The following is a 24,675-nucleotide window of genomic DNA, read 5'->3' on the forward strand; positions in this document are numbered from 1 at the left end:
GCAAAGATGACCGACGCAGAAAAGAATGCAGCGTACAAAGAACGCTTAGAGCAAAAGACCGTCGTCACTTCTCGGCTGAGTGAAACGACACGGTTTGTTGCCTTTGGCATTGTTGCATGGGTTTTCGCCGTTCAAGCCTCTGATGCCGAGTTCTCGAAGACCTATATCCAGGCTTATGAAATCTGGGTCAACACGGCTGGAGCGTTGGCAGTCATTTCGATTGCGAGCGACTATTTTCAGTATCTTTGCGCATACCTGTCTGTGAAGCATGCTTTGACGCGAAAGGTGCAAGGCTACAAGTTCAACAGAAACCATCCCGCCTATTTTTTGCAAACGACGTTCTTCATCATCAAGCAGTTTGCCGTAGGGCTTGGTGCAATTGCCATCGCCACGACCTTCGCGCTTCATATTCTTCTAAATTAAGTCTAACTCGTAAATCGCACCCCTGCCGTGATCTAGCCGCAGAACGGTCCAGGATCGACTAAGCCCGCAAGCGGGATTTGTGCCTGTAAAACAGAGAGGTGGAGAAGCTAGGCCTTGGGGCATTCGATACCGGACGGGTGATATAGAGAATATCGAGTTCGGTTCAGTCGGCCGTTGAGAGCTCTCGCCCTTGGTTCCGCGCCACGTATTTCAAATGCGTAGACGGTCGCAACTTCGCGTTACTGCTAGGACCTCATCAACACGACGAAAGCAGACATTAGTGTAGAGCGCGGCGAAGGTTTGGTTCGAGTACGTTTCAGCCCACAAACGGCACCTCAAAACAGACACAGTGTGAGCCTAAGATATGACTTTTTTCCATGGAGACGATTGCGCCAACTCCAGTGTCTGCTTTCGTCTAAGTCGTGACTTTCTTCAAACTTTGGATGCTGAGGTGTAGCTTACTTATGCGGACGTGCCTTGAAAGCGAAGGATTCAATGTGGCAGGCCTTAACAATTACATTTTAGGGGGTCGCAACCATCATCGTAAGAGTGCAAAATGATTGCCCTCTTAGCTCATGACCAGTTGAATGTTGGTAGGCAAAGCAGTCAAATTAAAAGATACGACCGCTCATCGAACCACAAATTACAATCCTGAATTTTTGTCACGAAAGCTAGTGATGTGCTTCCTCCAGAAACGCTCAAATTTGGTTTCTCAACCGCGTAATACGATCACTCTAAACAATATCCCACTCAAGGCTGACCTGTTCTAGAGGGGAGTATGTGTGCTCGCCATCTTGCATCTCCCAGATAGCGACTTGTCCATCGTCATTTCGCCAGAGAATGTCGTCGGTGCCGTCACCATTGAAATCACCTGTTCCCTCGATCTGCCACTCAAGGCTGACCTGTTCTAGAGGGGAGTATGTGTGCTCGCCATCTTGCATCTCCCAGATAGCGACTTGTCCATCGTCATTTCGCCAGAGAATGTCGTCGGTGCCGTCACCATTGAAATCACCTGTTCCCTCGATCTGCCACTCAAGGCTGACCTGTTCTAGAGGGGAGTATGTGTGCTCGCCATCTTGCATCTCCCAGATAGCGACTTGTCCATCGTCATTTCGCCAGACAAAGTCGTCGGTGCCGTCACCATTGAAATCACCTGTTCCCTCGATCTGCCACTCAAGGCTGACCTGTTCTAGAGGGGAGTATGTGTGCTCGCCATCTTGCATCTCCCAGATAGCGACTTGTCCATCGTCATTTCGCCAGACAAAGTCATCGGTGCCGTCACCATTGAAATCACCTGTTCCCTCGATCTGCCACTCAAGGCTGACCTGTTCTAGAGGGGAGTATGTGTGCTCGCCATCTTGCATCTCCCAGATAGCGACTTGTCCATCGTCATTTCGCCAGACAAAGTCATCGGTGCCGTCACCATTGAAATCACCTGTTCCCTCGATCTGCCACTCAAGGCTGACCTGTTCTAGAGGGGAGTATGTGTGCTCGCCATCTTGCATCTCCCAGATAGCGACTTGTCCATCGTCATTTCGCCAGAGAATGTCGTCGGTGCTGTGCTCGGGGACAGGAGTAGTCGAAGCGCTCACCTCAATCGCGATAACTCCATCAACGCTCTGACCTCCAGACGTCTCCAATTTATATGATATCTCTACGCTTCCCGTTTGATTGCCAGAGAGATGCCCAAACTGGCCATCTGGATCAAAGATGACCTGCCCTCCGATAATGGACACAAGCCCAGCACCGCTTGAAATTGAAGCGGATGAGATCCACGACGTTGAGGCATTTGATTGATCATTAGCTGCTGCGTTGACCGATACCACACGATCTGCCGTTGTTGTCGAAAAGTCGTCAACAGCTGCGGGAGCTGGCGCGAACAGATCGACGACCGATATGGTTCGGTCGAAGAACTCAACGAATTCCACATTCGAAAGTGTGTCTATGCCCTCCAACCCATCGGAACGCTGATCCGTTACTCGGATCACACCCGGCGATACTTCAACAACACCAAAGTCTTCAAATTCGCCCCAGAAGAACACGGTATCGATGCCGGTTCCGCCATCAATGGTGTCATTGTCCTGTTCGCCACGAAGATGATCGTCGCCGCGTCCGCCGTTCAAGGTGTCGTTGCCCAAACCACCGCGAAGCTCATCATCATTGTCGTCACCGTGGATGCTATCATCTCCTGCGTCGCCCCAAAGAACATCATCGTCGTCACCACCAAACAAGGTATCGTTGCCGTTATGGCCGCGAATAGCGTCATCGCCATCTCCGCCACTTAAGACATTCGCACTGTGATCCCCATCAAAGACGTCATCACCATCGGAGCCAATCAAATTCTCGATGCTGTAAAGAATGTCGGTTCCAAGATCGTTGCTCGATGCAATTTCGTCAAAAAGATTCGCAATTACACCGTCGTTCCCGTCTGAGAAGTCAGCTGTATCGTTGCCGTCTTCGCCGTGCAGAAGATCATTGCCTGTACCACCTGTTAAGAGGTCGTCATCATCACCGCCAAAGATTTGGTCGTCGCCAGCGCCGCCCTCTAATATATCGTCGCCATCTTCACCTGCAAGACGGTCATGGCCGTCATCGCCTTCAATGTCATCATTACCACGTCCTCCGAAGAGAAGGTCATTCCCGTCGTCACCATCGAGTTCATCGTCGCCGCGGTCTCCATAGAGTTCGTCATTACCGTCGTTTCCTCTGATTACGTCATTGTCGTCTTCACCCTTGATGTAGTCGTTGCCGCGACCACCCCGGATGTCGTCGTCACCGTCGCCTCCATAGATGGTATCATCGCCAATACCTTCAGTGTTCGAGGTGTCACCGTAAATCCGGTCATTGCCGTCTTCGCCATAGATCAGATCGTCATCGTCGCCACCGTAAATCCGGTCATCATGGCGACCACCCCGGATAATGTCGTTGCCGTCCTCACCATAAAGGCGATCTTCATCATCATCGCCCCATATGACGTCATTGCCACGGCCCGCTTCTATTCTGTCGTCGCCGTCGTGCCCCCTGTAGAAGTTATCCGTATCTACGTCAGGTGCGCCAAATTCTTCCAGTGTCAGTGTACTAGGGCTATCGTTATCCGGCGTACCCTGCCAATCCCAACGGCTACCAGATACACTTCCATCGTCAGTTGCTGGATTATTCGCTTCAGTGAGCGCCGCAGCTGTCTCATCTGTCTCAAGCGGCGTGATATTCAAAATATAATCACCTGTCGTTGATCCAACGCCGCTGGCTGTGATCGTGTAGACGCCCGACATTGGAGCGATGAACGTAATAAATGATGTCAATGAACTGGCAGATAGATCATCGTTGGTTTCTGTTCTGCCATCGGGGAATTCGACTGAAACGAATGGGTCGAGCCCACTGTTGAGTGTACTGTTGGCCCAAAGCATGACGGCAACTTCTTGCCCGACACTCAGGCTGACCTCGTAGACATCATCATCGCTTCGCGTCTCTCGAACGCCTGAAATAGACGTGAACCCATTGATCGCGCCTAAGCTGATCGCCGTAGCTTCTGAAGTATCATCGCCATGGTCGTCAAATGGGTTCTCAAGAACATAATCGTCCGAGGTGTCATCGGGCGTTTCAAGCAAGGCGCTAAACCCCTGTTCAAACTCAGAAATGACAGTTGCAGAAAGAAAATTTAGTTCTTGCCCGTTGTAATAGCTGGCCGAATTGGAAATAAGCTCCTGCATTTGTGCGATGATTTCAACTCCACCAGCGGTAAAATCAACGAGTCCCAAGCCAGCATTTAGAGGGCCAGATGTTTTGATACTCGCTTCCCATAAAGGGTCCAAGCTGGCCAAATCGCGGGCAGTATCCGTTGCCTTAAATGTGTCAATTAATGCTCCACTTACGCTTAAGGCAATGTCTTTGAATAACGTACCCCATCCTTCAGATTCCAGATCGAAAGAAGAGATCAGCAAGCTAAGGTCTGTCGACATAGCGACACCTTGCGCTGCACCACGCGCCATCTCAATAATCTCACTCGCGGAAAGAACTTCGTCGGTCTTTTCCGCCTTCAAGTATGTCTGATATGCATCAAGTGAAACGTCTTTAGCAGCAGCTAAGACGCCATCTACTAGCAGATGAAATGTTGCCGCCTCAGCATCTTCAAAGGCCATCGTAGCCGTCCAAGAAGCTAATTCCGTAGCAATTGCCACACCTTCGTCGGCCCATCGGCTCACACCAGAAAAGCCGCCATAAAGGCTGCTGACCACGCCTGCGGTTGAGATTACGGTTTCATAAGTTGTTTCAAGCTGCTGAACAATGTCAATGTGCGCTACAGCAATCTCGGCTTGGTATATGCCCCCTAGAACATCACCCCTTTGAACGTCCAAAATAGCCTCAGAGAACAGCAAAGCGCGGTTCAATGCGTAGAGTTCTGCAAGTATTGAAGCATCAGTCAATTCGACGCCATCCGCAGAAACAGAGAACCCATCAAGATCGTATGACAAGCTCACATCGTACGTCTGACCATCAAATGAGATTTTTTTGGTCTGCATCTCCAACACTACAACACTCCCGAATTCATAAGCTTTTGTATTTCAAAAAATAATTGTTTCTGTTATTTGAACATTTATCACACTAAAGAAAAACTTAGTTTAGGCAATGTTCTTGAGACAGAGTTTTGGCATCAATGAGATGGCCCTCGTGAGGGGAAAAACTAACTTGTTGGTGGGCTTCAGTCTGTGCTGGAGACAATGTCACTCCAAGACAGCTGTCATCTTTCTATAGGTGGCTGCAGATAGGCATCTCTTAAGAGGGCGGAGAAGCGCTTGCGATCTGTGGTTTTCTCGATGTCGATCCAGTGGCTCTATTCGTCTACAGTTGCAATGGTTACTTCGACAATTTTGCGACGATCCGACGCAATGTCCAACTTGGCCTATATATGATCGATGCCCCCTGAAACTGACTATCATGATTGATAGCAGGGTCCCAATATTCCCTCTGTGGGTGTCCTGGGCAGATAGCTTTCCAGTCGTGCAGGCAGGGGAACAGCTAGAGATCTCGGTAGTCGATCCCGTTCGCCCAATTGATCTTGGCGGCTACGCCTGATGGTGCATCCTGTATGCCAGAGCGCCACAGAGAAGGCCGCTGGTGAGCAAGTTGGGGTGGTGGATGGTCGAGTGCTATGATGACGAACGTGGCCGCGTCAGAGGCAGAGGTAGTGTCAACGTGAAGTCCGTGGAGCTCTTTCTTTCACGATACCAAGATGACCGCTGCCCATTCACCTCAAACCTCTTAAGCTCAAAAACCCGCGCTTTATGCACCACATCTCGCCATCTGGCGCATCCATATTTCGCTGGTAGCTCTTCGGGGTACCGCTCGGTGATCCATTTGCTTGCAGCGACGATGGACACCCAACCATTGACAGCCAACTCATTGGCGGCTTCTCGCAAAGCTCCCACGATACCTGCCGCTGGCCAATACACGGTTCCATCCGGGGCAATACCGTTGAACAGCAATTCTTGGCCCTCTTCAGAAAGCAAAAACTTTAACATGTGTCGCCGCCTCTTACGCAACCGCTCGTACCAGGATTTGACCTGCTCATAGTATCGATCGATAAGGTTGCCAGCTGCGATCAGGGCATCTTGAGCAGCAGCGCATCCTTCCAAGCTAAATAGGTCGTATTGCTCCGTGAGGTGGTGAACTAAGTTGTTCCGCAGGTCCACCAGTTCCCTCAGCTCATTTTTTATCCGGGCAAAATCTGTGTCGGGGAGCTCAAGATGCACCCGCATGCTAATTGAGTCTTCTTCCTCGGTGCTATTGGTCGTCTCTTCGTCGGGAGCGCCGAGCTGATCGGATATGATGTAGGATCCGAGGAGTTTGCGAACTAAAGTACCGAGCGTATCGCCAGATGTGTTGGCTATACGTTGAGCGCGGGCAGTCTCCAGCGTTTGCGCCGTCCCTGAGATTTCGTGATCTGCCACGAGAGCCTTCATCAGACGCTCGTACTGCTGAAGTTGCAGCACACACCTGCCCAGCAAACGCTGCACTTCGCGCTGAGGCAGCTCCAACGGGTCTTCATGTGGCATCGTCATAGCGCAATCCGATCTCTGTTTAAGCTATGTGAACCATATTTTTATCAGAGGCACTAGCATGACCAGCTGGTGATCGAGAGGGCCCGAAGGCCCCCTCTGCGGGTGTAGCGGGTAAAGGCCTCAAATCTATTAACTCTTGAATGCGTTCGCGAATCTGATCATCCATCTTGTGGGTACCCTCAAAGGTTGACCAAGTCTCCGCCCTGCGATTCAATATCGCTGATCTTCATTAAGGGACGACATTTCATGAGCTTCAGCGATATGTCGGTGGCCGGGGCCATCAAGGCGATCAAAGCTAATAAGTTTGTTCTTCCAGCCATTCAACGAGAATTCGTTTGGCGGGAAGACCGGATATGCCAACTCTTCGACAGCCTTATGCAGGGTTACCCCATCGGGCAACTCCTGTTCTGGACCATTGATCCGGAGAATGTCCGGAAATATCGGCTCTACCGATTCATGCGCCACTACCACGCCCGGGATCGACAGTTCTGCGAAGAGTTTGACACCGAGGATGTGTTGCAACCGCTGACGGGCGTCCTCGACGGCCAGCAACGACTGACCGCGCTACACATTGGTTTACGCGGCTCACTTGCTACCAAGAAGCCCTATGGCCGCAAGGACAACGATGACTCCTATCCACAGAAGTGCCTCCATCTTGATTTGACCTCATCGGAGGATGAGACGGTGGACGGTGCCCTTTACAGCTTCAAGTTTTTCGATCCCGAAGACGACTTGCCACATAGAGGCTGGTTCAAGGTGTCTGATCTCTTGGACATTGACGACACGTCCAGTTTGTCAGAGTGGATATTGGACCAAGAATTTGAGAAGGAGATTGGGAAAGCGGCCAGCAGGCGTCTGCACCGGCTCCACAGCGTAATTCACGTCGAGAAGCCTCTGTCTTTCTACACAGTGGAAGAGCAGGACTTGGATCGCGTACTCCAGATATTCATCCGAGTAAACTCAAGGGGCATGGTCTTGAGCTACTCCGATCTGCTGCTCTCCATTGCTTCAGCACAATGGACTAAGCGAGATGCGCGGGAGGCGGTCAACGGAATCGTAATCGACATGAATGCGGTCGGTGGCGGCTACGATTTTTCAAAGGACTTTGTTCTCAAGGCGGGTCTGATGCTACTCGACATCAGCAGCGTAGGTTTTAGAGTATCGAATTTTGATCGCCCGACCATGGCGAAAATGGACAAGAATTGGGACGGGATCACTCGTGCCCTCGAACTCACCGTGAAGCTCGCCTCTGAACTCGGTATTGATACACGAGCACTGCGAGCCGATAGCGCGCTTCTGCCGATTGCCTACTACCTCTACAAGCGTGATGTAGACGAAAGGTATCTATCCAGTACGGCTGACGCGGCTGACCGCAAGAAAATCCGCTTCTGGTTGATTAAGTCGCTGCTCAAACAGTCGGGCATCTGGGGAAGCGGCCTTGACGTTTTGTTGACGGCCCTTCGCACGGTGATCAGGGAGCATGGGAAAACCGAATTCCCTGCCGAAGCCCTTGAGCACGAGATGGCCAGTCGCGGACGCTCACTTGTCTTTACGGACGAGGAGATCGAGCGACTCGTCGAACTAAAGTATGGGGACAAGCTAACTCGTCCTCTCCTCGTTCTTCTATACCCGTTCATTGACACTAGCCACCTCATGCATCTCGATCATGTGTACCCGAAGTCGCAGTTCACGAGTGCTAAGCTGAGGCGTTCGGGCGTTGACGATAGCAGCATCGAGCGTTTCGTTGATCAGGTTAACCGCCTGCCCAACCTTCAACTCCTCAAAGGGATTCCAACCAGGAAAAGAGTGCAACTTTTCCTGCCGCCTGGTTGGTGAATGCATTCGAAGACGAACATGAACGCCGGAGCTATATGAACGACCATGACCTTCGAGTGTCTAATGGTGCGGGTACGTGGATAACGCCAGGGGACGACCACCAGAGCTTCGCAGCGTTCTATGAGATGCGGAAGAAGGCACTCACCGCGCGGGTCAAAGCAGTCCTTGGCCAAGACTGATAAGCTAGGCTGGTTCCGGGTGGATGCGTGTTTTCCGATGATGATCCTACATGGAGATCCACATCTTGTGAATTGGACGTTTTCAAGTCGTCACACCCATGGTCAGTTTCGAAGCTGCCATCTCCGTTGCGATCCCGTGAGTTGCTCCTGATGCCCAGACACCTACCTCGTTCAGTCTGTGCTGTTTCTTCATGACGTTGTCCTCGATGTCATGGTGCCCATCTATTTTTGACCCATCTTATCTGCCATCACCTCAGCTGCAGCGCGTAGAGGTTCATCAGCTAGGTGAGCGTAGCGTTGGGTCGTCATCGGGTTTGTATGGCCAAGTAGGCGTCCGACAATTGCTAAGCTCATTCCGCTGGAAACGAGCTGCGACGCATGAGTGTGCCGGTTGTCGTGGATGCGGTAATCAGAAATATCAGCGTCTTCTATCAAGGATTTCCAAAATTTCTTGAGGTCCACAATCGGTTTAGTTTTCGACTTCCCTGGGAAGACAAAACTGGAGCTATTTCGTTGACCCTCCTGAATTCCCTCCAACAAAGTGACTGCTGCTTTGGCCAAAGGTAGGTGTTCGGTCCGTTTTTGCTTGGTGTGATGCGATGGTTTGACCCATACCCCTCGATCCAAATCAAAGTCCTGCCACCGTGCTGATAAAACCTCACCAATCCGCGCTCCTGTCAATAATTGAAGCCTGATCGCATTCGCGGCTTTCTGGTTCCGATGCCTATCAAGTGCGGCGCCCAACCGAGAAAGCTCGTCTGCAGACAGCCAGCGGTGGCGTTTCTCTTCGTGAAATTTCTCAATGCTTTTGGCTGGGTTGTCGACGCGCATGCCCCAAATGATCGAGAGTTCAAACATTTTTGATAACAAAGACAGAACGCGGTTGGCTTGATAAGGCGTGGCTTTAAGTGAGTTGTGAAATGTCTGAATGTCGCGATGGGACACTGCTAGAACCTTTTGCTTACCGAGGCGTGGCAGCACAAGTCGATCCAGCATAGATCTGTCGTTTGCGGCGCTTTTTTCACGTTTTTTGGCAACGCGTGGATCTCATAATATTGCTCGGCGAGGTCAGTGACACTTGGTGCGTTCCTAGTTGAAACAGCATCCGCTACCGGATCTCCGCCTCTCAGAACGTCTGAAAGGAGCCCGGTGGCTAGTTTTTTCGCCTCGTTGAAAGACATCAAAGGACCGTGCTGCCCTATGGTTTTCCGTCGTGATCTGCCACTGGAACGTGTTCTATATTGAATGACGTAGGACTTGGTACCATTTGGTTTCGCGCGCAATCCAAAGCCAGATAGCGCCTCGTCCCAAAAGATGGTTTCCGCTTGTGGGTTGGGAATCTTGTCAACGACAGTTTTTGATAAACGAAGCTTTGGCATGGCGGGCTTGACCTTAATATTGGGTAAGCAATAAGTAAGCTATTCTTGTGGAGTTTAATAGAGCGACAAAGTCTTTTATCGAAGGCGGCCTCCAATATGTCTATATTTATAAGGGGTAGGTGGTAGGTTAGAGTGTTCCGTTGTAATTGACAGAAGTCTGGACTGTAAGATTTGTAATCAGTAGGTCCGCGGTTCGAGTCCGTGTGGGGGCACCATTTTATAAAGTCCCGGACATTTTCTGTTGTTGGTGAAACCCAACAAAACGTGCGTCTTCAATGCGGCATGTGCATTGCGTCGCGTGAAAAAGCCTGTCGATATTGATACAGCCTCGTCCGACCCTGCGAAGGCCCGCGCCTTTCCCTTTGCAGCGAACGCTGTTACCGATCCTTATGTCAACGTCACATGCCATCTCATCGGACGGGACGCGTATCGCATTCACCTGTTCTGGTGACGCGACACGTCCTTCTATTTTGCTCATCCATGGCTGGGCCCAGCAGTGGATGTGTTGGCAACCCATTTGGGAAAGACTGCAAGATCACTACTTTGTCGTCGCAATGGACCTTCGGGGGCATGGAAGCTCAGATAAACCGGAAAACGAGGCCGCCTATACCGACACTGCCCTTTGGGCAGACGATGTTCAGGCAGTGATGGACGCAGCAAAACTGGATATGCCCGTGCTGGTGGGGTGGTCTTATGGCGCGCGCGTGATTGCGGCCTATCTTGACGTCAAGGGCGATGCCGATATCGCCGGTGTCGTCTTTGCAGGTGGCGTTCTTGCTATCGGAGCCCACCGCGAGAGCTGGATGGCGGGGCCCGCAAGCCCGGGCCTTGACCGTGATCTTTATACCGATGACGTGCCCCGCCGACTTGCGGCCACGGCGCGTTTTGTGGATGCATGCACCGCCGCGCCATTGGACCGCAGGACCTATGCGGAAATGGTCGGCGCAAACATGCTTTGTCCTGCCCATGTCCGCAGGGCCTTGTTCCGCGCCGATGTGGATTTACGGCCTGTTTTGGGCCAAATGAACTGCCCCGCTCTTGTGATCCACGGCACGCAGGATGAAGTTGTCACGCCAGCGACAGGAGAGGCGGCAGCGCATGCCATGCGAAACGGGCAATACGTGCCATATGAAGGTATCGGCCATGCGCCGTTCCTTGAGGCACCTGACCGTTTTGCCGCAGACCTTTCCGCTTTCACGAACGCCTGCAAGCGCACGCCCGTCTAAAGACCTGAACATTTCCGTTGGTCCTGCAGCGTGTTTGCGATCAGACTGACAGGGCAAGCGCGTTCAGTGGAGAACTATCATGCTTCAGACACTTGGTCTTATGTTAGGCTGCCAGCTCTTGGGCGAAATTACTGTCCGGGGTGCGGGCTTGCCGATCCCCGGCCCGGTGCTCGGACTTGCGTTGTTGGTACTGCTCCTGAGCCTGAGGCCCGCACTCACGGAACAGCTGAGGCCCACAACAACGGTCATATTGGCGAATTTGTCGTTCCTGTTTGTTCCTGCGGGTGTCGGTGTGATCGGCAACTTGCAGGTGTTCTCAGATGACGGGCTGGTATTGCTGTTTATCCTGACTGTCTCGACCGTGCTTTCAATGCTGGCGGCGGTCGGCACGTTTATTGCTGTGCGCTATCTTCTTGAAGGCAAGACCACATGACGGACGTTGCCGAGCTTTGGAGCTATCTGTCTGCAACGCCGCTGATCTGGCTCACAACAACGACGCTGGCTTATCTGGTCGCGGATGGGCTGGCGCGCAGGCTTGGCAACCCACCCTGGGCCAATCCGGTGCTGCTGTCAGTCCTTTTGATCGCGCCTGTTCTTTGGCTGACCAACACGGACTACCCGACCTATTTCGAGGGGGCGCAGTTCATCCATTTTCTGCTGGGTCCCGCGACGGTCGCGTTGGCTTTGCCGCTCTGGGAAAACCGCGAAACAATCCGGACGTCGGTTGCGCCGATTGTCCTGGCCTTGATTGCGGGATCTCTCGTGGCAGCCGGGTCGGCGATCCTGCTGGCGCGTGCCTTTTCTCTTCCGATGGAGGTGCTGCTGTCTTTGGCTCCGAAATCCACGACCGCACCTGTGGCGCTTGGGATCTCTGAAGCCATTGGCGGGTTACCGGCGCTGACGGCCGTTCTGGTCATTCTGACGGGAATCATCGGTGCCGTGACAGTCACTCCTGTCATGAACCTGCTGCGCATCACGGACTGGCGTGCGCGCGGGTTTGCGGTGGGCGTGGCCGCCCATGGTATCGGGACGGCGCGGGCATTTCAGGTAAATCCGGTTGCGGGGGCCTACGCGGGCATCGCAATGGCATTGAACGCGCTGCTGACAAGTCTGATTGTGCCGGTCCTTGTACGCTGGCTGGTTTGATTGCGTGCATGACACCAGTGCCGCCTGTCTCGTCTGCCCAGTGAAGGGCAAAGCGCTTTGGGGCAAGTTTATGGTTGATCTTGCATGATACGCCATGGTTCAAGTTGCATGTTACCTTGGCAATAAAGGCATTGCGCGCTGCTGCTTGGGTGAGCGGAGCCTTTTCTGCTCATAGTCGGCGTCATTCGTGACCCGCAGCGTGCAACAGGCTCCTTTCATTAATCATCAGGCGGCGCGCCGCCATGCAAAGGGATATGCCATGCTACACAATGATCAATTGCAACAATGGGACCGTGAGAACTTCTTTCATCCCTCCACCCACCTAGCCGAATTTGCGCGCGGAAACCTGCCGCACCGGGTGATTACGGGTGGTTCGGGCTGTTACATCGAGGACCGCGACGGCAATCGCATGCTGGATGCATTTGCCGGCCTTTACTGCGTGAACGTCGGCTACGGGCGGCCAGAGATTGCCGAGGCTATTGCCGAACAGGCCAAGGAGCTCGCCTATTACCACGCCTATGTGGGTCATGGCACCGAAGCGTCAATCACCCTTGCAAAGATGGTACTGGACCGTGCGCCGGATCACATGTCCAAGGTCTATTTCGGTCTGTCGGGGTCGGATGCGAATGAGACCAACATCAAACTGATCTGGTACTACAACAACATTCTGGGCCGTCCCGAAAAGAAGAAGATCATCTCGCGCTGGCGGGGGTATCATGGCTCGGGCCTGATGACCGGATCACTGACAGGGTTGGAACTTTTCCACAAAAAGTTCGATCTGCCACTGGCGCAAGTCATTCACACAGAGGCACCATATTATTTCCGCCGCACGGATCAGGCACAAAGCGAGGCCGCGTTTGTGGCGCATTGTGTGTCAGAGCTGGAGGCGATGATCGACCGCGAAGGGGCCGACACAATCGCGGCCTTTATCGGTGAACCTGTGCTTGGCACAGGCGGGATTGTGCCGCCACCCGAAGGCTATTGGCCAGCCATTCAGGCCGTTCTAAACCGCTATGACATTCTGCTGGTCGCAGACGAAGTGGTCACCGGTTTCGGGCGGCTTGGCACGATGTTCGGGTCCGATCACTATGGGATGCGTCCCGATTTGATCACAATCGCGAAGGGCCTGACTTCCGCTTACGCGCCGCTGTCGGGCTCTATTGTGTCTGACAAGATGTGGTCTGTGCTTGAAAAAGGCGCGGACGAGAACGGGCCCATCGGCCACGGCTGGACCTATTCGGCGCATCCGATCGGTGCGGCCGCGGGTGTGGCCAATCTGGCGCTGATCGACAAGCTGGGGCTGGTCGAGAACGCGGGCACTGTAGGCAATTACCTGAATGATCAGATGCGCGCCGCACTCGCCGATCATCCCCATGTGGGCGACGTGCGCGGCACAGGCATGATCTGTGCGGTCGAGTTCGTGGCCGATAAAGACAGCCGGACGTTCTATGACGCGGGCAACAAGATCGGTCCGCAAATTGCAGCCAGGCTGCTGGAGCAGAACAGCGTGATTGCCCGTGCCATGCCACAGGGCGATATTCTGGGTTTTGCACCACCGTTCTGTCTGACCCGGGATGAGGCCGATCAGGTGGTCGCGGCAACTGTTCAGGCCGTAACCACGGTTTTGGGATAACACTCTATGGTGGCGCGCCGATGATCAGTCCTGGGCGCGCTTCCATTCCTGTGGGGTCACATAGACGATGGTATCATCCACGCTGACCATAACGTCCTCGTCCTGAATATTTACCTGAATTTTCATCGCGCGATTGGCCAGTTCGCCAAGGGCTTTGGTCTCTTCTTCCGCGAAATTCACCACTTGGAGGTTATCAAAGCGGGTGGTGCTGTTCTTGACCTTCTCCCACCACATCTCGGCTGGTTTGCCGCCGTAGGCGTAGATGCGCACGGCTTTGGCTTTGCCGCAGGATTGCCGGATGATCTTTTCCGAGGGTAGGCCGAGCGCGACCCACAACTCCAATTCGCCGCTCAGGCTTTTCTGCCAGATATCGGGTTCATCATCGGTGGAAATGCCCTTGGTCATTTCCAGATGCTCATGGGCATTCAGCGCAAAGGCCACCAGACGGACCATCATCCGCTCGTCCGTCTCCGAGGGGTGTTTGGCGACGGTAAGTTTATGGGTCTCGTAGTAGTGACGATCCATATCGGAGACGGAAAGCTCGACTTTATAGATCGTGGATTTTTGCGCCATGGTATGCCCCGGAATAGCGAAGATGGTCCTGCCTAATGCCTCTTGCGGGTTTGTGAAAGCAGATAAGGGCCCCGAGACGGGGCCCTTGCAGTGGTTTAGCACATCTTGCGGGCCTCAGGGCCTTTCCTGCCCGTCACCATGGACGAAGTATTTGAAGCAGGTCAGCTGCTCAGCGCCGACGGGACCGCGCGCGTGCATCTTGCCGGTGGCGATCCCGATCTCAGCACCCATGCCAAACTCACCGCCGTCCGAAAACTGGGTTGAGGCGTTGTGCATGACAACCGCCGAGTTGATCGCGGCCATAAAGCGTTTCGCTGCCTGCGCGTCCTCGGCGACGATCGCATCGGTGTGGCCAGAGGAGTGGGCCTGAACGAATGCGATGGCTGCATCGGCGTCATCCACAATCTTCACGGACAGGATATTACTCAGGTATTCCGTGTGCCAGTCGTCATCCGTTGCAGGCACCATGTCTGGCAGTATCGCCCGTGCCACGTCGTCGCCGCGCAATTCACAATCGTTCAAAGCCACGGCCATCAAGGGCAGAACCTGTGCGGCGATCTTGGCGTCGATCACAACACATTCCGTCGCGCCGCAGATACCAGTTCTGCGCATCTTCGCATTCCTGATGATGCCAATCGCTTTTTCGATAACGGCACTTTCATGCACATAGGTGTGGTTGTTGCCATCAAGGTGCAGCAGCGTCGGCACGCGGGCCTCGCGCTGAACCAAGGACACAAGACCGCGTCCGCCGCGTGGAATGACCAGATCAACCGTGTCTGTGCTGTGCAGCAGTGCCTTTACCGCCTCGCGGTCGCGGGTGTCGACCAGTTGCACAGCATCTTCGGGCAGGCCTGCGGCTGCAAGACCCTGCGCCAAGCAGCCGACGATCACGCGCGAGGAGTGCAGGCTTTCTGATCCGCCACGCAGAATAACCGCATTGCCGGATTTGATGCACAGCGCACCGGCGTCAGAGCCGACATTCGGGCGCGATTTATAGATCATGGCGATCACGCCGATTGGCACGCTGATGCGCTCGATCCTGAGGCCGTTGGGACGGTCGAAGGTGGCAAGTGTGCGGCCCAAAGGATCATCCTGTGCCGCAATCGCGTCAAGCGCATCGGCCATGGCGGCCACGCGGTCATCGGTCAGTTTCAGCCGGTCGATGAAAGCGGCATCCTTGCCACTGTCGCGAATGCTCTCAAGATCCTTGCCATTCGCGGCCAGAATATCGGCGGTCTTCGCGCGCAGGGCCTTGGCCGCCTCGGTCAGTGCCAGATTTCGTTGCGCAGTGGTGGCCATGGACAGATCGCGGGCGGCTGCTTTGGCGCGCTGTCCAAGATCGGCCACGATGGTGGCGATGTCGGACCCTTTCGGTTCGGTGCTCATATCGTTCATTGTGTTCCCTTTCCGTCCTATCTTAGTTCCTCTGCGCGGGCGTAGGCCGCTTGCAACGTGCCGTGGAGCAGGGTGTCCAGCGTCCCGTCCTGCATCAATGCACCCAGCCCTGCCTGCGTTGTGCCGTTCTTGCTGGTCACGGAATTGCGCAGTTCCTCCAAACTCAAGTCAGACTGGCGTGCCGCTTCGACCGTGCCGGTGACGGTATCGAACACCAGCGTGCGCGCTGTCTCATGGTCAAAACCAAGCGCCTCGGCAGCGGCGACATAGTTGCGCAATATCTCGAAGACATAGCCCGGCCCGCTGCCGCTGACAGCAGTCAGGCGGTCGATCTCGTCTTCGCTTTCAACGGCAATGCACGTGCCGGTCTGGTCAATAAGTGCCACGATATCGCGTGTCTGCTGGGGAGTGCAGCGGTCGTTGGCGTAAAGCCCCGATACGCCCATGCCGACAAGTGCGGCCATATTCGGCATGACCCGCGCAATCGCCGCGTCACCCACGACTTTTTCCAAAGATGCAACACTGGTGCCCGCCGCAATCGAGACAAAGATGCCGCCGTCTTTGAGCGCATGTGTGTAGGCGGGCAGCACATCTGCAATCATCTGTGGCTTGATTGCGATCAAAACCACGTCGAATTCCTGTGCGGGCAAATCTGTCGCTTTTGACACATGCGCCACACCGTCGGGAAGGTCACTTGCCGCAGGATCGGCGACCGTAAAACTGTTCCCGCCGTGGTTTGCCCACTGCCGCAGCATCGCACCGCCCATCTTTCCGCAGCCAATCAAAAGTACGTTCATTTTCGTCTCCTTCTTCCGAGCTGACGGGACGCGCCATATCGTTGCTGCAGTGCAGCATCGCATCACGCATCAGCCGGTCTATTTCTTGTCAATGACGGGACCGGAAAGGGCATGCCAATCGGCGGCTCTCCGTGGCGACCTGTTTGCGTTCAGGGGCGCAGTACATGTTATACGTCGGCGAATCATTGAATGGGCAGTGCTACAGGGCTGCGTCGCGCGACGCAAACCGATAGCGTTTCATTCATTAAAAACAATAATTTACCGGAGGCTTCCATGCCAAAGAAGAAAAAGATCGTCGTCAAAATCGGTTCAAGTCTGCTTGCGAATGACGAAAACCTGACCCTGCGCTATGCCTTTATCAACGGTCTTCTCAGCGATCTGGCGCAACTAAAAAAAGACGGGCACGATGTTATCCTGACGTCTTCGGGGTCGGTTGCTCTGGGCCTGAATATGGTTGGAAAACGCCCCGAAGATGCGGGCATTCTGGACAAACAGGCAGCCGCTGCCTGTGGGCAGCCGCTGTTGATGAACGCCTACCGCCAGATCGCTTCAGAGCACAATATGGACGTCGCACAGATGCTTGTGACAGTCGATGACATGGAAGATCGACGCCGCTTTCTGAACATCAAGAACACGATGCTGAGATTGTTCGAAAACGACATTCTGCCCATCATCAACGAGAACGATTCTGTCGCAACACGCGACCTGCGCGTGGGTGATAATGACAGGCTGTCTGCCAAGGTTGCCCAGATGGTGGATGCGGATCTTCTGGTCATTCTGACCAGTGTCGAGGGCCTTTATGACCGTGATCCGTCCGAACCAAATGCCAAGTTTATCGCGGAAATTGATGACGTCAGCGAACATCTGGAGTCGACAACAGCCATCAGCGCGCTGGGCAGCGGCGGTATGTTGACGAAGATGCAAGCGGCGAACATGGCCCAGAACGCGGGTGTCGAGACCATTATCGCCGAGGGCATCATTGAGCGCCCAATCTCGTCGGTTCTTGAAAACGAACGCCGCTTTACCCGTTGCCTTGTCACCGGCAAGACAGCGTCGCCGCTTATGGTCTGGTTGAGCAACAGATTGCAGGTCTCGGGCACTTTGGTGGTCCCAAATGCCGTAGCTGCTGCTGTTGTTGCGGGGGACTGCGGGATCGGCCGGCAGGATGTGCTCTCAATTCAGGGTGATTTCACAAAGGGCGATGTGCTGCATGTCTACGATGAGGACGGTGCAGAAGTGGCGCGCGGGCTGACAAACTTTTCCTCGGAAGAGACGATGCTCATGGCGCGACACGTCGACATGAATGTGGAAGACCTGATCGGCTATAAGACCAAAAGTGACGTGATCGGTGTCGAGAACCTGCTGGTTCTTGAGGATAACCATCTGCCACTTGATGCGCCCGAAGATGAACTCAAACTGGTCATTCCCGCATAGATCACTCGCGGTGGTGCGTGAATGGTGCCAATGAATTGATTGTCTTTATCGCGTTGGAACTTCTGGCGATAAAAAACGGGCCCCGAAGGGCCCGTTTTGTTTTTCCGATGCGAGGATACGGGCAACTGGTGTCCGCATCGCGGCGCAGGTTTTAGCTCTCTTGTGTCTTGGAGACCCATACCTCAACACGGCGGTTGATCGCACGGCCACGCTCGGTCACGTTACAGGCGGATGGTGCAATCTCACCAAATCCTGTTGTGGACATCGTGACGTTGTTCAGGCGGTCACCGGCAACAGCGCGGACTTCTTCCAACACGGCTTCTGCACGCTGCATCGCAAGCTGGCGGTTGCCTTCGAAGGCACCAACATCATCGGTAAAGCCGACAAATGTCAGTTCAGTGCCCGCAGGTGCGTCTTCGAGGTAATCGATCAAACGCTCCATGTCCAAGCGACCGCGTTCGTCGATACGGGATGACCCTGTGCGGAAACGGAATGTAGTCGAAAGACGGTCGTAGTTGTCCATCTGCTCCAGCATGTCACCGATCACTTCACCTTCGAAGCCGATGTCGTAGCGGGTCATTTCGTTCGTCAGTGCCGCACGGCGTGCATCGCCTTCGGCCTGGCTGCGGCGCAGGATGCCGAGGTCGATAAAGCCTGACTTACCGATAACGCTGTCTGCCTCGCTGGAGATTGCGAAATCCAGGAACTGCTGGGCCTTCTCGTCAAGATTGTCCGCACGGTTGTACAGGTACATACGACGGCCAAGCTCATACTCTTCCGTTTTGGCAGAGAACGCATCCGGCGTGTTTGCGATGCCGCATTCGTTGACCAGTGTCACCGGCTTGGCGCCACGCTGAAACGCATAGCCAAGATAGCCGATGGCATTCGTGTCGTGGAACAGAACGTTGGAAACGGTCTGGTCGTCAGGTGAAATGGCCTGTGGGCGGAAGTTTGGACGCTCTTCACCAAACAGGTATGACATGAAGTAGTCATGACCTGCGGAGTCTTCGTCCTGTGCGATCACTGTGATGCGCTTGTTCGGACCACCAACCTGGGACCAGTTTGTGATCTGACCCGAGAAAATGCCCTGAAGCTGCGCCTGTGTCAGCGTCTGGACCGGGTTTGAAGCATGTGTTGCAACAACCATACTGTCGACGGCGATGATGCGCTCCTGCTCGGGGCTTACCATGCTGCCAGCACCGTCCGCACGCAGTGCGCGGGCTTCGTCTTGTGTGATCCGGCGGGATGTCATGCCGATCATCGCGCTACGATCAAGCAGGGATTCAAACGCGTTGTTGTCATTTGTGGACGACACAAGGAATGTCCCGATCTCGTCACCAAAACCACCGTCATCAATCAGTGTCGCCAGCGATTCACCAGCAGAGGGGTTGGTGATTTCGGCTTCTGCATCAAGGGATGCAGCAAAACCGGTCATCAGCAATGGCATCATACCAAGGCCGACCGAGTCCGCGCCGACAATCGCGACATCTGCCGTGACATCGTCGAATGTCGGGCAGGCAGCGCCTTCACAAATCACGCTGCGTGCCGAAATCCGCAGGTCACCGAGTGATGTCCGGATGATATATGTGTCGTTTGCGAATTCTACGAATTCACCGACCAGATCGATCGTGCCGTCTGTCGACTTCAGGCTGATCTGGTCTGCCGCACCTGCGACAGGGAACATAAGTCCCGATACCAAAGCGACAGCTGCCGCCGAGGTCTTAAGTTGGTTCTTGAGATCGTAAGCCAATGCTGTTTCTCCTCTTTAAATCTCTTGCCCCGGCTCAGACCATTCAAAAAGCCAAAGCCACTGTGATGGATGGGCGCACCCTTCTCGTGTCCTTCATCTGATCCAGAAACAAACAGCCGATTTGGATCAATTTGTGTCCAAATCTTGTTTCTTTGTTAGTTTTTTTAAGCCTGTTGGCGAGGTGCTTCGCTGTGTTTGCTGTGCTTTGGAAGCCTTGGCGCCGTGGGTGTGATTGGTTGTTCAAAGACGCAAACGGGCTTGGCCTCCGCGCATGGTTTGGTTTGGCGCCTATGCGGAGCGGTCGCAGAGACATGACAAAATAGAACGCTTTAACAACGGTTTATGCGGACTGCGATTGTGGGTTCTTCTGGCTGCAGATCGCGGTTCAACAGGGGTGATAGGGTCATGCGGGTAAGGGCTGTGTGTTACCGCTAACTCTGCATTATCTGTCTTTGAAAGGGCCCTGATTGACGTGGAACATGGCGTTGATCACAGATCATTTAGTATGCGCGCTGGGCTGGCTTTTATCTTTTTGGCGTGAAATCGCGTGTGGTATGGGCCCCGTAGGGACCCGAAATCCCATTTTTTGGGCGGCTCCGTGCGCAGTTTGTCACAATTGACAGCAATATGAGGCTGGGTCTTCTGTCAGATTGTCCGTTTCAGTTTGCGCTGCGGACGCGTCACTGCGCTACGTTTGTCTTTGATGTTCCACCGATGACCGCATCGATTTCACGCAGGGTGCGTTCGCTTGCGCCGATATGCTGGGCAAGGAAGGCGTCAATCTGGGCGGTCTGGTTCGCAAGTGGTACATTCAGCGCATGCAGGAGTGCGTCCTGATCGGCGACGCTCATCGCAACCCCCGCTGCTGCGGCTTCGGTAAATGGGAATTCGATCGGCCAGACCCAAGGACCTGTCAGCACCGGCTTTTTCAGCAAGAGCGGTTCGATAATATTATGCGCGCCGCGCAGTGTGAAGCCGCCGCCAACGATCACGCGGTCAGCGAGTGAGAGGTAAAAGAACATCTCGCCCAGACTATCGCCTAGCAAAACGTCCTGATCTTCGAAGGCGGTGACGGGCCGCAAGGCCGCATCCAGCACATCGCTGCGCCTGCAAACCGACAGCCCGGCGTTCTGCAATTTCGCGGCGACCGCATCAAACCTTTCGGGCGCACGTGGCACGTAGATGAAAAACGGTGCTGGCCTTCCTGCGGCGCGGCAGGTTGCAATGTGCTGCGACAGCACCGCGACATAAAGATCCTCTTCGCCTTCAACCCCGCTGGCAATCGCAACGATCTCGCGCTCCGGCGCGAGGGCAGGGCGCAACTCTTGCGCTGCCGCTATCAGCGCCGGCGGGACCGGCTGATCAAAACGCAATTCGCCCGTGACCTTCACATTCTTCAAGCCCACCAAGGCAAACCGCTCTGCCTGACCTTGAGACTTTACAAAGGCACCGGCAAAGACTGCGATACACCATCGCCGGAACGGAAGCCACTTGCGGTCACGCGCGAAGGGGCCGGGGGCGTATTGCGCGTTGCACATATAGAGCGGCACGCCGGCGGCGCGCGCAGCATAGATCATGGCAGGCCAGACCTCGACCTCAAGGGGCAAGCCGATTTGCGGCTGACACGCCCGAAAGAAGCGCCGGTAACACCACAGCATGTCAAAAGGGGCCCAAACGACGGCCATCTGCCCCGAGGCAATTTCAGCAGCGAACTGGCGGGTCGAGTCGCGGCGGCCTGCGGGGGTGAAATGGGTCAGGACCACTTTGTCCCCGCGCGCAAGGATGCGCCGGATCAGCGCAATGGCAGAGCGCGTCTCACCGATGCTGACGGCGTGTAACCAGATGGCCTGTTGCGGCAGCGAGGCACTGTAAAACCCGAAGCGCTCGGACAGTTGCCCGGTGTAATCAGGATCCCGCCGCCCCCTGCGCCACAGATAAAGCAGGACAAGCGGCAAAAGCAGGGCCCACAGCAGACGATAGAAGACCATAAAAAGCGTGAGTTTCATTTGTTCCAGGGCTTCCGATGACACGCCAAATACGAGCTTAACCTTGGGAATAAGCTGATCAACGCGCCGCCAGCAACCCAAAATCGCGCGGGTGTGGCACGGTTTTCAACGCATCAGGTCTTTTCAGGAAAGAGCCACGTCATTGTCGGTACCACCGCTTTCATAACAATAGGGATAAGCACAAACCCTGCCGCCAGCCCGATGATCCCGTCAAGGCCCGCGGTCACAAACCACCGCAAGAACGCTTGTGCGGAACCGGCGGCGTCTGCCACCACCTGTGCGGCGTGTTTGATCATCTCATAGGGCACAGGCCAGCCAAGATCGCGGATCCCGTGCACAAGGATACTGCCCCCCACCCAGAGCATCGCGACCGTTCCTATTGTTGCAATCACGATCATGAGCGTGGGCATTGATTTCACGATCCCGCGTCCAACCGCCCGCGTCAGGGAAAGCCGGCCCTGCGCACTCAGCAACATCCCGAAGTCATCTGCTTTCACCAGCAGTGCCACCGCGCCATAGACAAGTGCCGTGATACCAATCGCGACCGCTGCCAGTGCGGCCGCCTGAATCCAGAAGGTGTCAATGTCGATCTGCGAAAGTGAAATCGTCATGATTTCGGCAGACAGGATAAAGTCCGTCTTGATGGCCCCTTTGACCCGCTGTTCTTCCAGATGCGCCGCATCCAGCGTCTTTGCCTGCTGGGGGCCATGCTCTTTGTGCGGCGCGAAAAGGTGCCAGACTTTCTCGGCGCCTTCAAAACACAAGTAGGCCCCGCCAAGCATCAAGAGCGGGGTCAGGAGCCACGGCGCAAACGCCTGCAACAGTAGCGCCGCCGGCAACAGGATGACCAGCTTGTTGAAAAAAGATGCGCGCGCGATTTTCCAAACGATCGGCAATTCGCGGGCCGCTGGCAGGCCGGTGACATATTTTGGTGTCACAGCGGCATCATCAATGACAACACCTGCGGCTTTCATGCCGGCCTTGCTGGCTTGTGCTGCGACGTCGTCAAGCTGGGTAGCCGCGAGCTTGGCAATCGCGGCGACATCGTCCAGTAGGGCCAGTAGTCCGCTCATGAAAAATCGCCTTGGTTCTGCAAATCAATTGACGGCGGCGTACCAACACCGGCCAGAGTGTCCATGATGTCTGAGCCTTGGCGATACTTCAAGCCAGGTCAGCTTCAGGTCTTATGCAATTGCCGGATATCGCGACGGATTGCACGATAGACCTTTCGGCCCCACTCGGAATAGATCTTTGGCCCCGGATGAAAGCCGTCAGGGCTCATTTTTGTGACGTCGGGTTCAAAATCCATTTCGACGAACCGGCACCCGGCGCGGTCAGCGACAAGTGCGCGCAGCGCCTGATCAAAGCGTGTAGCTTGCGCGCCCAAGACCCAGCGCAGCGGTTGTGGCAGCAAAGGGAAATACCGGATCGGCGGAATGCCGGACACGCAGATCACATCAGCCTCAAACCTGTCTTCGATCAGATCGAGCAGAGTTGAAAAACTTCGTAGCCATTTGGCAAGAGGCACGCGTGAGGTAATGTCATTCACGCCCAGTGATACCGACACCACATCAAATTTCTCAGGCGCATGCGGCTGTAGCCGCGCGATCGTTTCGGCCGTTGTCGCGCCTGTCTTGGCGTCGACTGACCAATAGACCGTGTTGGTCTGGGACAGCCTTTTGCGCATATGCCCCAAGAGCGCCTCTTCCTGATGCGATGTCCCGACGCCGACTGCGGAACTGTCACCGATGATCAGAAGACGCAGGTCGGGTCCCTGTCCGCTGACACCATGCCGCCGCCCCGAAGGATCATCCAGATGCAGGGCCGACCGACGCACAAGAGCGCCTTGGACCACAAGGACAGGAAACAAAAGAGTACGCGCAGCAAGGTCCAACATCTCAGCCTCCAAACGAGAGGTTTCGCGTCAAATGTGCAATGGAGATGCCCTGTGTGCGGCATATCCTCCATTAACGCGCCTGTGACGCGAAAGCAAAATTGTTATCACTATCTTTCTAGTTAGGTCACATCGGGCATTTTCAAAGGGCTGCCGTCCTTACGCGGTGATGCCCGGTGACAAGATTAGGGCCGTTGGCCGCGCAGCGATTGATCATTGTCAAATACGGGTGCCTGCGTCGCGATAGATTTGAGGTCATTGATATGCGTTCATAATCATGCGCGAAAAATGCGACCACTGTATTGGTGGGGATCCTTGGTGCGCAAAGATGAAAACACAAAAGGACACGACAAAATGCAAGACGCCGTCAAACTGACCTGTCTCTCTTGCGGGCAGACGAACAGGGTGCCAACGGCAAAGCGCGGGGCAGGGCCCAAATGTGCGAAATGCAGCGCAGCGCTGCTGGATGGAACAGTCGCCGAGTTGGGTATGCCACTCCACGACAAGGCAGTGCGCACCGATGAACTACCATTGATTGTCGACTACTGGGCGCCTTGGTGCGGGCCCTGCAAGATGATGGCCCCCGAATTTGCCAAGGCGGCTGACACGCTGCGGACAAATGCGCGTTTTGCAAAGATTGATACCGAACAGTTTCCCGCTGTCTCGCAACGCCTGCAGATCAGGGGCATCCCCTTGCTGATCCTCTATGCCAAAGGCCGTGAAGTTGCGCGTTTGTCCGGTGCGCGGCCTGCGCAGGACATCGCAGATTTCGTGCGGCAGCATCTTTGAGCAAGACGCCTGCGCAAACGGCGTGGTGTTTCACTGCCAGCTGCGGATTGCATTTCCTGACGGCTTGGTGAAATACAGTGCCACCTCGCCAACTTTTCTCACCTATCGCGTAGATGTTTCGGCACGCGTTCAAAACCGTGCCATGACTTCAAACCC

19 protein-coding genes are annotated in these 24,675 nt (G+C 54.7%); 8 read left to right on the top strand and 11 right to left on the bottom strand.

The window, feature by feature from the left end; translation table 11 throughout:
* Positions 1 to 6: 6 nt before the first annotated feature.
* Positions 7 to 423, top strand: coding sequence for a hypothetical protein (locus SJY29_RS03845; RefSeq protein WP_400087010.1), 417 nt, complete (start codon positions 7 to 9; stop codon positions 421 to 423).
* 734 nt (positions 424 to 1,157) lie between these two features.
* Here the strand turns inward: SJY29_RS03845 and SJY29_RS03850 are convergent.
* Both SJY29_RS03850 and SJY29_RS03855 read right to left on the bottom strand, forming a co-directional pair.
* Complete coding sequence (locus SJY29_RS03850; protein WP_400088829.1) at positions 1,158 to 4,943, bottom strand: hypothetical protein; 3,786 nt, start codon at positions 4,941 to 4,943, stop codon at positions 1,158 to 1,160.
* Between the two features lie 627 nt (positions 4,944 to 5,570).
* The gene (locus tag SJY29_RS03855) at positions 5,571 to 6,482 is read right to left on the bottom strand and encodes an OST-HTH/LOTUS domain-containing protein (RefSeq protein WP_400087013.1); all 912 of its coding nucleotides are present in this window, start codon (positions 6,480 to 6,482) and stop codon (positions 5,571 to 5,573) included.
* A gap of 246 nt (positions 6,483 to 6,728) precedes the next feature.
* Here SJY29_RS03855 and SJY29_RS03860 point away from each other — a divergent pair, with 246 nt between their 5' ends.
* Positions 6,729 to 8,318, top strand: coding sequence for a DUF262 domain-containing protein (locus SJY29_RS03860; protein WP_400087016.1), 1,590 nt, complete (start codon positions 6,729 to 6,731; stop codon positions 8,316 to 8,318).
* 401 nt (positions 8,319 to 8,719) lie between these two features.
* On the opposite strand, the gene SJY29_RS03865 is transcribed toward SJY29_RS03860, so the two are convergent.
* A complete protein-coding gene (locus SJY29_RS03865) occupies positions 8,720 to 9,493 on the bottom strand; it encodes a tyrosine-type recombinase/integrase (RefSeq protein ID WP_400087019.1) in 774 nt (257 codons plus the stop codon).
* Positions 9,445 to 9,876 (bottom strand): Arm DNA-binding domain-containing protein, encoded by a 432-nt coding sequence (locus SJY29_RS03870; protein WP_400087021.1) that lies wholly within the window; start codon positions 9,874 to 9,876, stop codon positions 9,445 to 9,447. The genes SJY29_RS03865 and SJY29_RS03870 overlap by 49 nt, the downstream gene beginning before the upstream one ends.
* Positions 9,877 to 10,265: 389 nt before the next feature.
* Here SJY29_RS03870 and SJY29_RS03875 point away from each other — a divergent pair, with 389 nt between their 5' ends.
* The 4 genes from SJY29_RS03875 to SJY29_RS03890 all read left to right on the top strand — a co-directional run bounded on the left by SJY29_RS03875 (position 10,266) and on the right by SJY29_RS03890 (position 13,881).
* A complete protein-coding gene (locus SJY29_RS03875; protein WP_400087024.1) occupies positions 10,266 to 11,102 on the top strand; it encodes an alpha/beta fold hydrolase in 837 nt (278 codons plus the stop codon).
* Between the two features lie 79 nt (positions 11,103 to 11,181).
* Positions 11,182 to 11,535: a CidA/LrgA family protein gene (locus SJY29_RS03880; RefSeq protein WP_400087027.1), complete on the top strand. Its 354-nt coding sequence runs from the start codon at positions 11,182 to 11,184 to the stop codon at positions 11,533 to 11,535.
* Complete coding sequence (locus SJY29_RS03885; protein WP_400087029.1) at positions 11,532 to 12,248, top strand: LrgB family protein; 717 nt, start codon at positions 11,532 to 11,534, stop codon at positions 12,246 to 12,248. Before SJY29_RS03880 ends, SJY29_RS03885 begins: the two co-directional genes overlap by 4 nt.
* A gap of 259 nt (positions 12,249 to 12,507) precedes the next feature.
* Entirely contained in the window at positions 12,508 to 13,881 is a 1,374-nt protein-coding gene (locus SJY29_RS03890; RefSeq protein WP_400087032.1) for an aspartate aminotransferase family protein, read from the top strand.
* 24 nt (positions 13,882 to 13,905) lie between these two features.
* Here SJY29_RS03890 and SJY29_RS03895 read toward each other — a convergent pair whose 3' ends face one another.
* From SJY29_RS03895 to SJY29_RS03905, 3 genes are all read right to left on the bottom strand, one after another.
* Complete coding sequence (locus SJY29_RS03895) at positions 13,906 to 14,454, bottom strand: YaeQ family protein (RefSeq protein WP_400087035.1); 549 nt, start codon at positions 14,452 to 14,454, stop codon at positions 13,906 to 13,908.
* Positions 14,455 to 14,568: 114 nt separating this feature from the next.
* The gene (locus tag SJY29_RS03900; RefSeq protein ID WP_400087038.1) at positions 14,569 to 15,849 is read right to left on the bottom strand and encodes a glutamate-5-semialdehyde dehydrogenase; all 1,281 of its coding nucleotides are present in this window, start codon (positions 15,847 to 15,849) and stop codon (positions 14,569 to 14,571) included.
* 17 nt (positions 15,850 to 15,866) lie between these two features.
* A complete protein-coding gene (locus SJY29_RS03905) occupies positions 15,867 to 16,646 on the bottom strand; it encodes a pyrroline-5-carboxylate reductase family protein (RefSeq protein ID WP_400087041.1) in 780 nt (259 codons plus the stop codon).
* 273 nt (positions 16,647 to 16,919) lie between these two features.
* On the opposite strand from SJY29_RS03905, the gene proB reads away from it, so the two are divergent.
* Positions 16,920 to 18,080: a glutamate 5-kinase gene (gene proB, locus SJY29_RS03910; RefSeq protein WP_110280130.1), complete on the top strand. Its 1,161-nt coding sequence runs from the start codon at positions 16,920 to 16,922 to the stop codon at positions 18,078 to 18,080.
* A 151-nt stretch (positions 18,081 to 18,231) separates the two neighbouring features.
* Here the strand turns inward: proB and SJY29_RS03915 are convergent, their stop codons facing one another.
* From SJY29_RS03915 to SJY29_RS03930, 4 genes are all read right to left on the bottom strand, one after another.
* Complete coding sequence (locus tag SJY29_RS03915) at positions 18,232 to 19,830, bottom strand: phosphate ABC transporter substrate-binding/OmpA family protein (RefSeq protein ID WP_110280131.1); 1,599 nt, start codon at positions 19,828 to 19,830, stop codon at positions 18,232 to 18,234.
* A 680-nt stretch (positions 19,831 to 20,510) separates the two neighbouring features.
* A complete protein-coding gene (locus SJY29_RS03920; protein ID WP_400087044.1) occupies positions 20,511 to 21,836 on the bottom strand; it encodes a 3-deoxy-D-manno-octulosonic acid transferase in 1,326 nt (441 codons plus the stop codon).
* Between the two features lie 113 nt (positions 21,837 to 21,949).
* Positions 21,950 to 22,909 carry a DUF808 domain-containing protein gene (locus tag SJY29_RS03925; RefSeq protein ID WP_400087047.1) on the bottom strand — a complete coding sequence of 320 codons (960 nt, stop codon included), beginning with the start codon at positions 22,907 to 22,909 and terminating at the stop codon, positions 21,950 to 21,952.
* Positions 22,910 to 23,013: 104 nt separating this feature from the next.
* Entirely contained in the window at positions 23,014 to 23,733 is a 720-nt protein-coding gene (locus SJY29_RS03930; protein WP_400087050.1) for an SGNH/GDSL hydrolase family protein, read from the bottom strand.
* A 351-nt stretch (positions 23,734 to 24,084) separates the two neighbouring features.
* On the opposite strand from SJY29_RS03930, the gene SJY29_RS03935 reads away from it, so the two are divergent.
* Positions 24,085 to 24,519 carry a thioredoxin family protein gene (locus SJY29_RS03935; protein WP_400087053.1) on the top strand — a complete coding sequence of 145 codons (435 nt, stop codon included), beginning with the start codon at positions 24,085 to 24,087 and terminating at the stop codon, positions 24,517 to 24,519.
* Positions 24,520 to 24,675: the final 156 nt, after the last annotated feature.

The sequence above is a fragment of the Yoonia sp. R78084 genome (assembly GCF_044595625.1).
In the GTDB taxonomy this organism is placed as follows: Bacteria; Pseudomonadota; Alphaproteobacteria; order Rhodobacterales; family Rhodobacteraceae; genus Yoonia.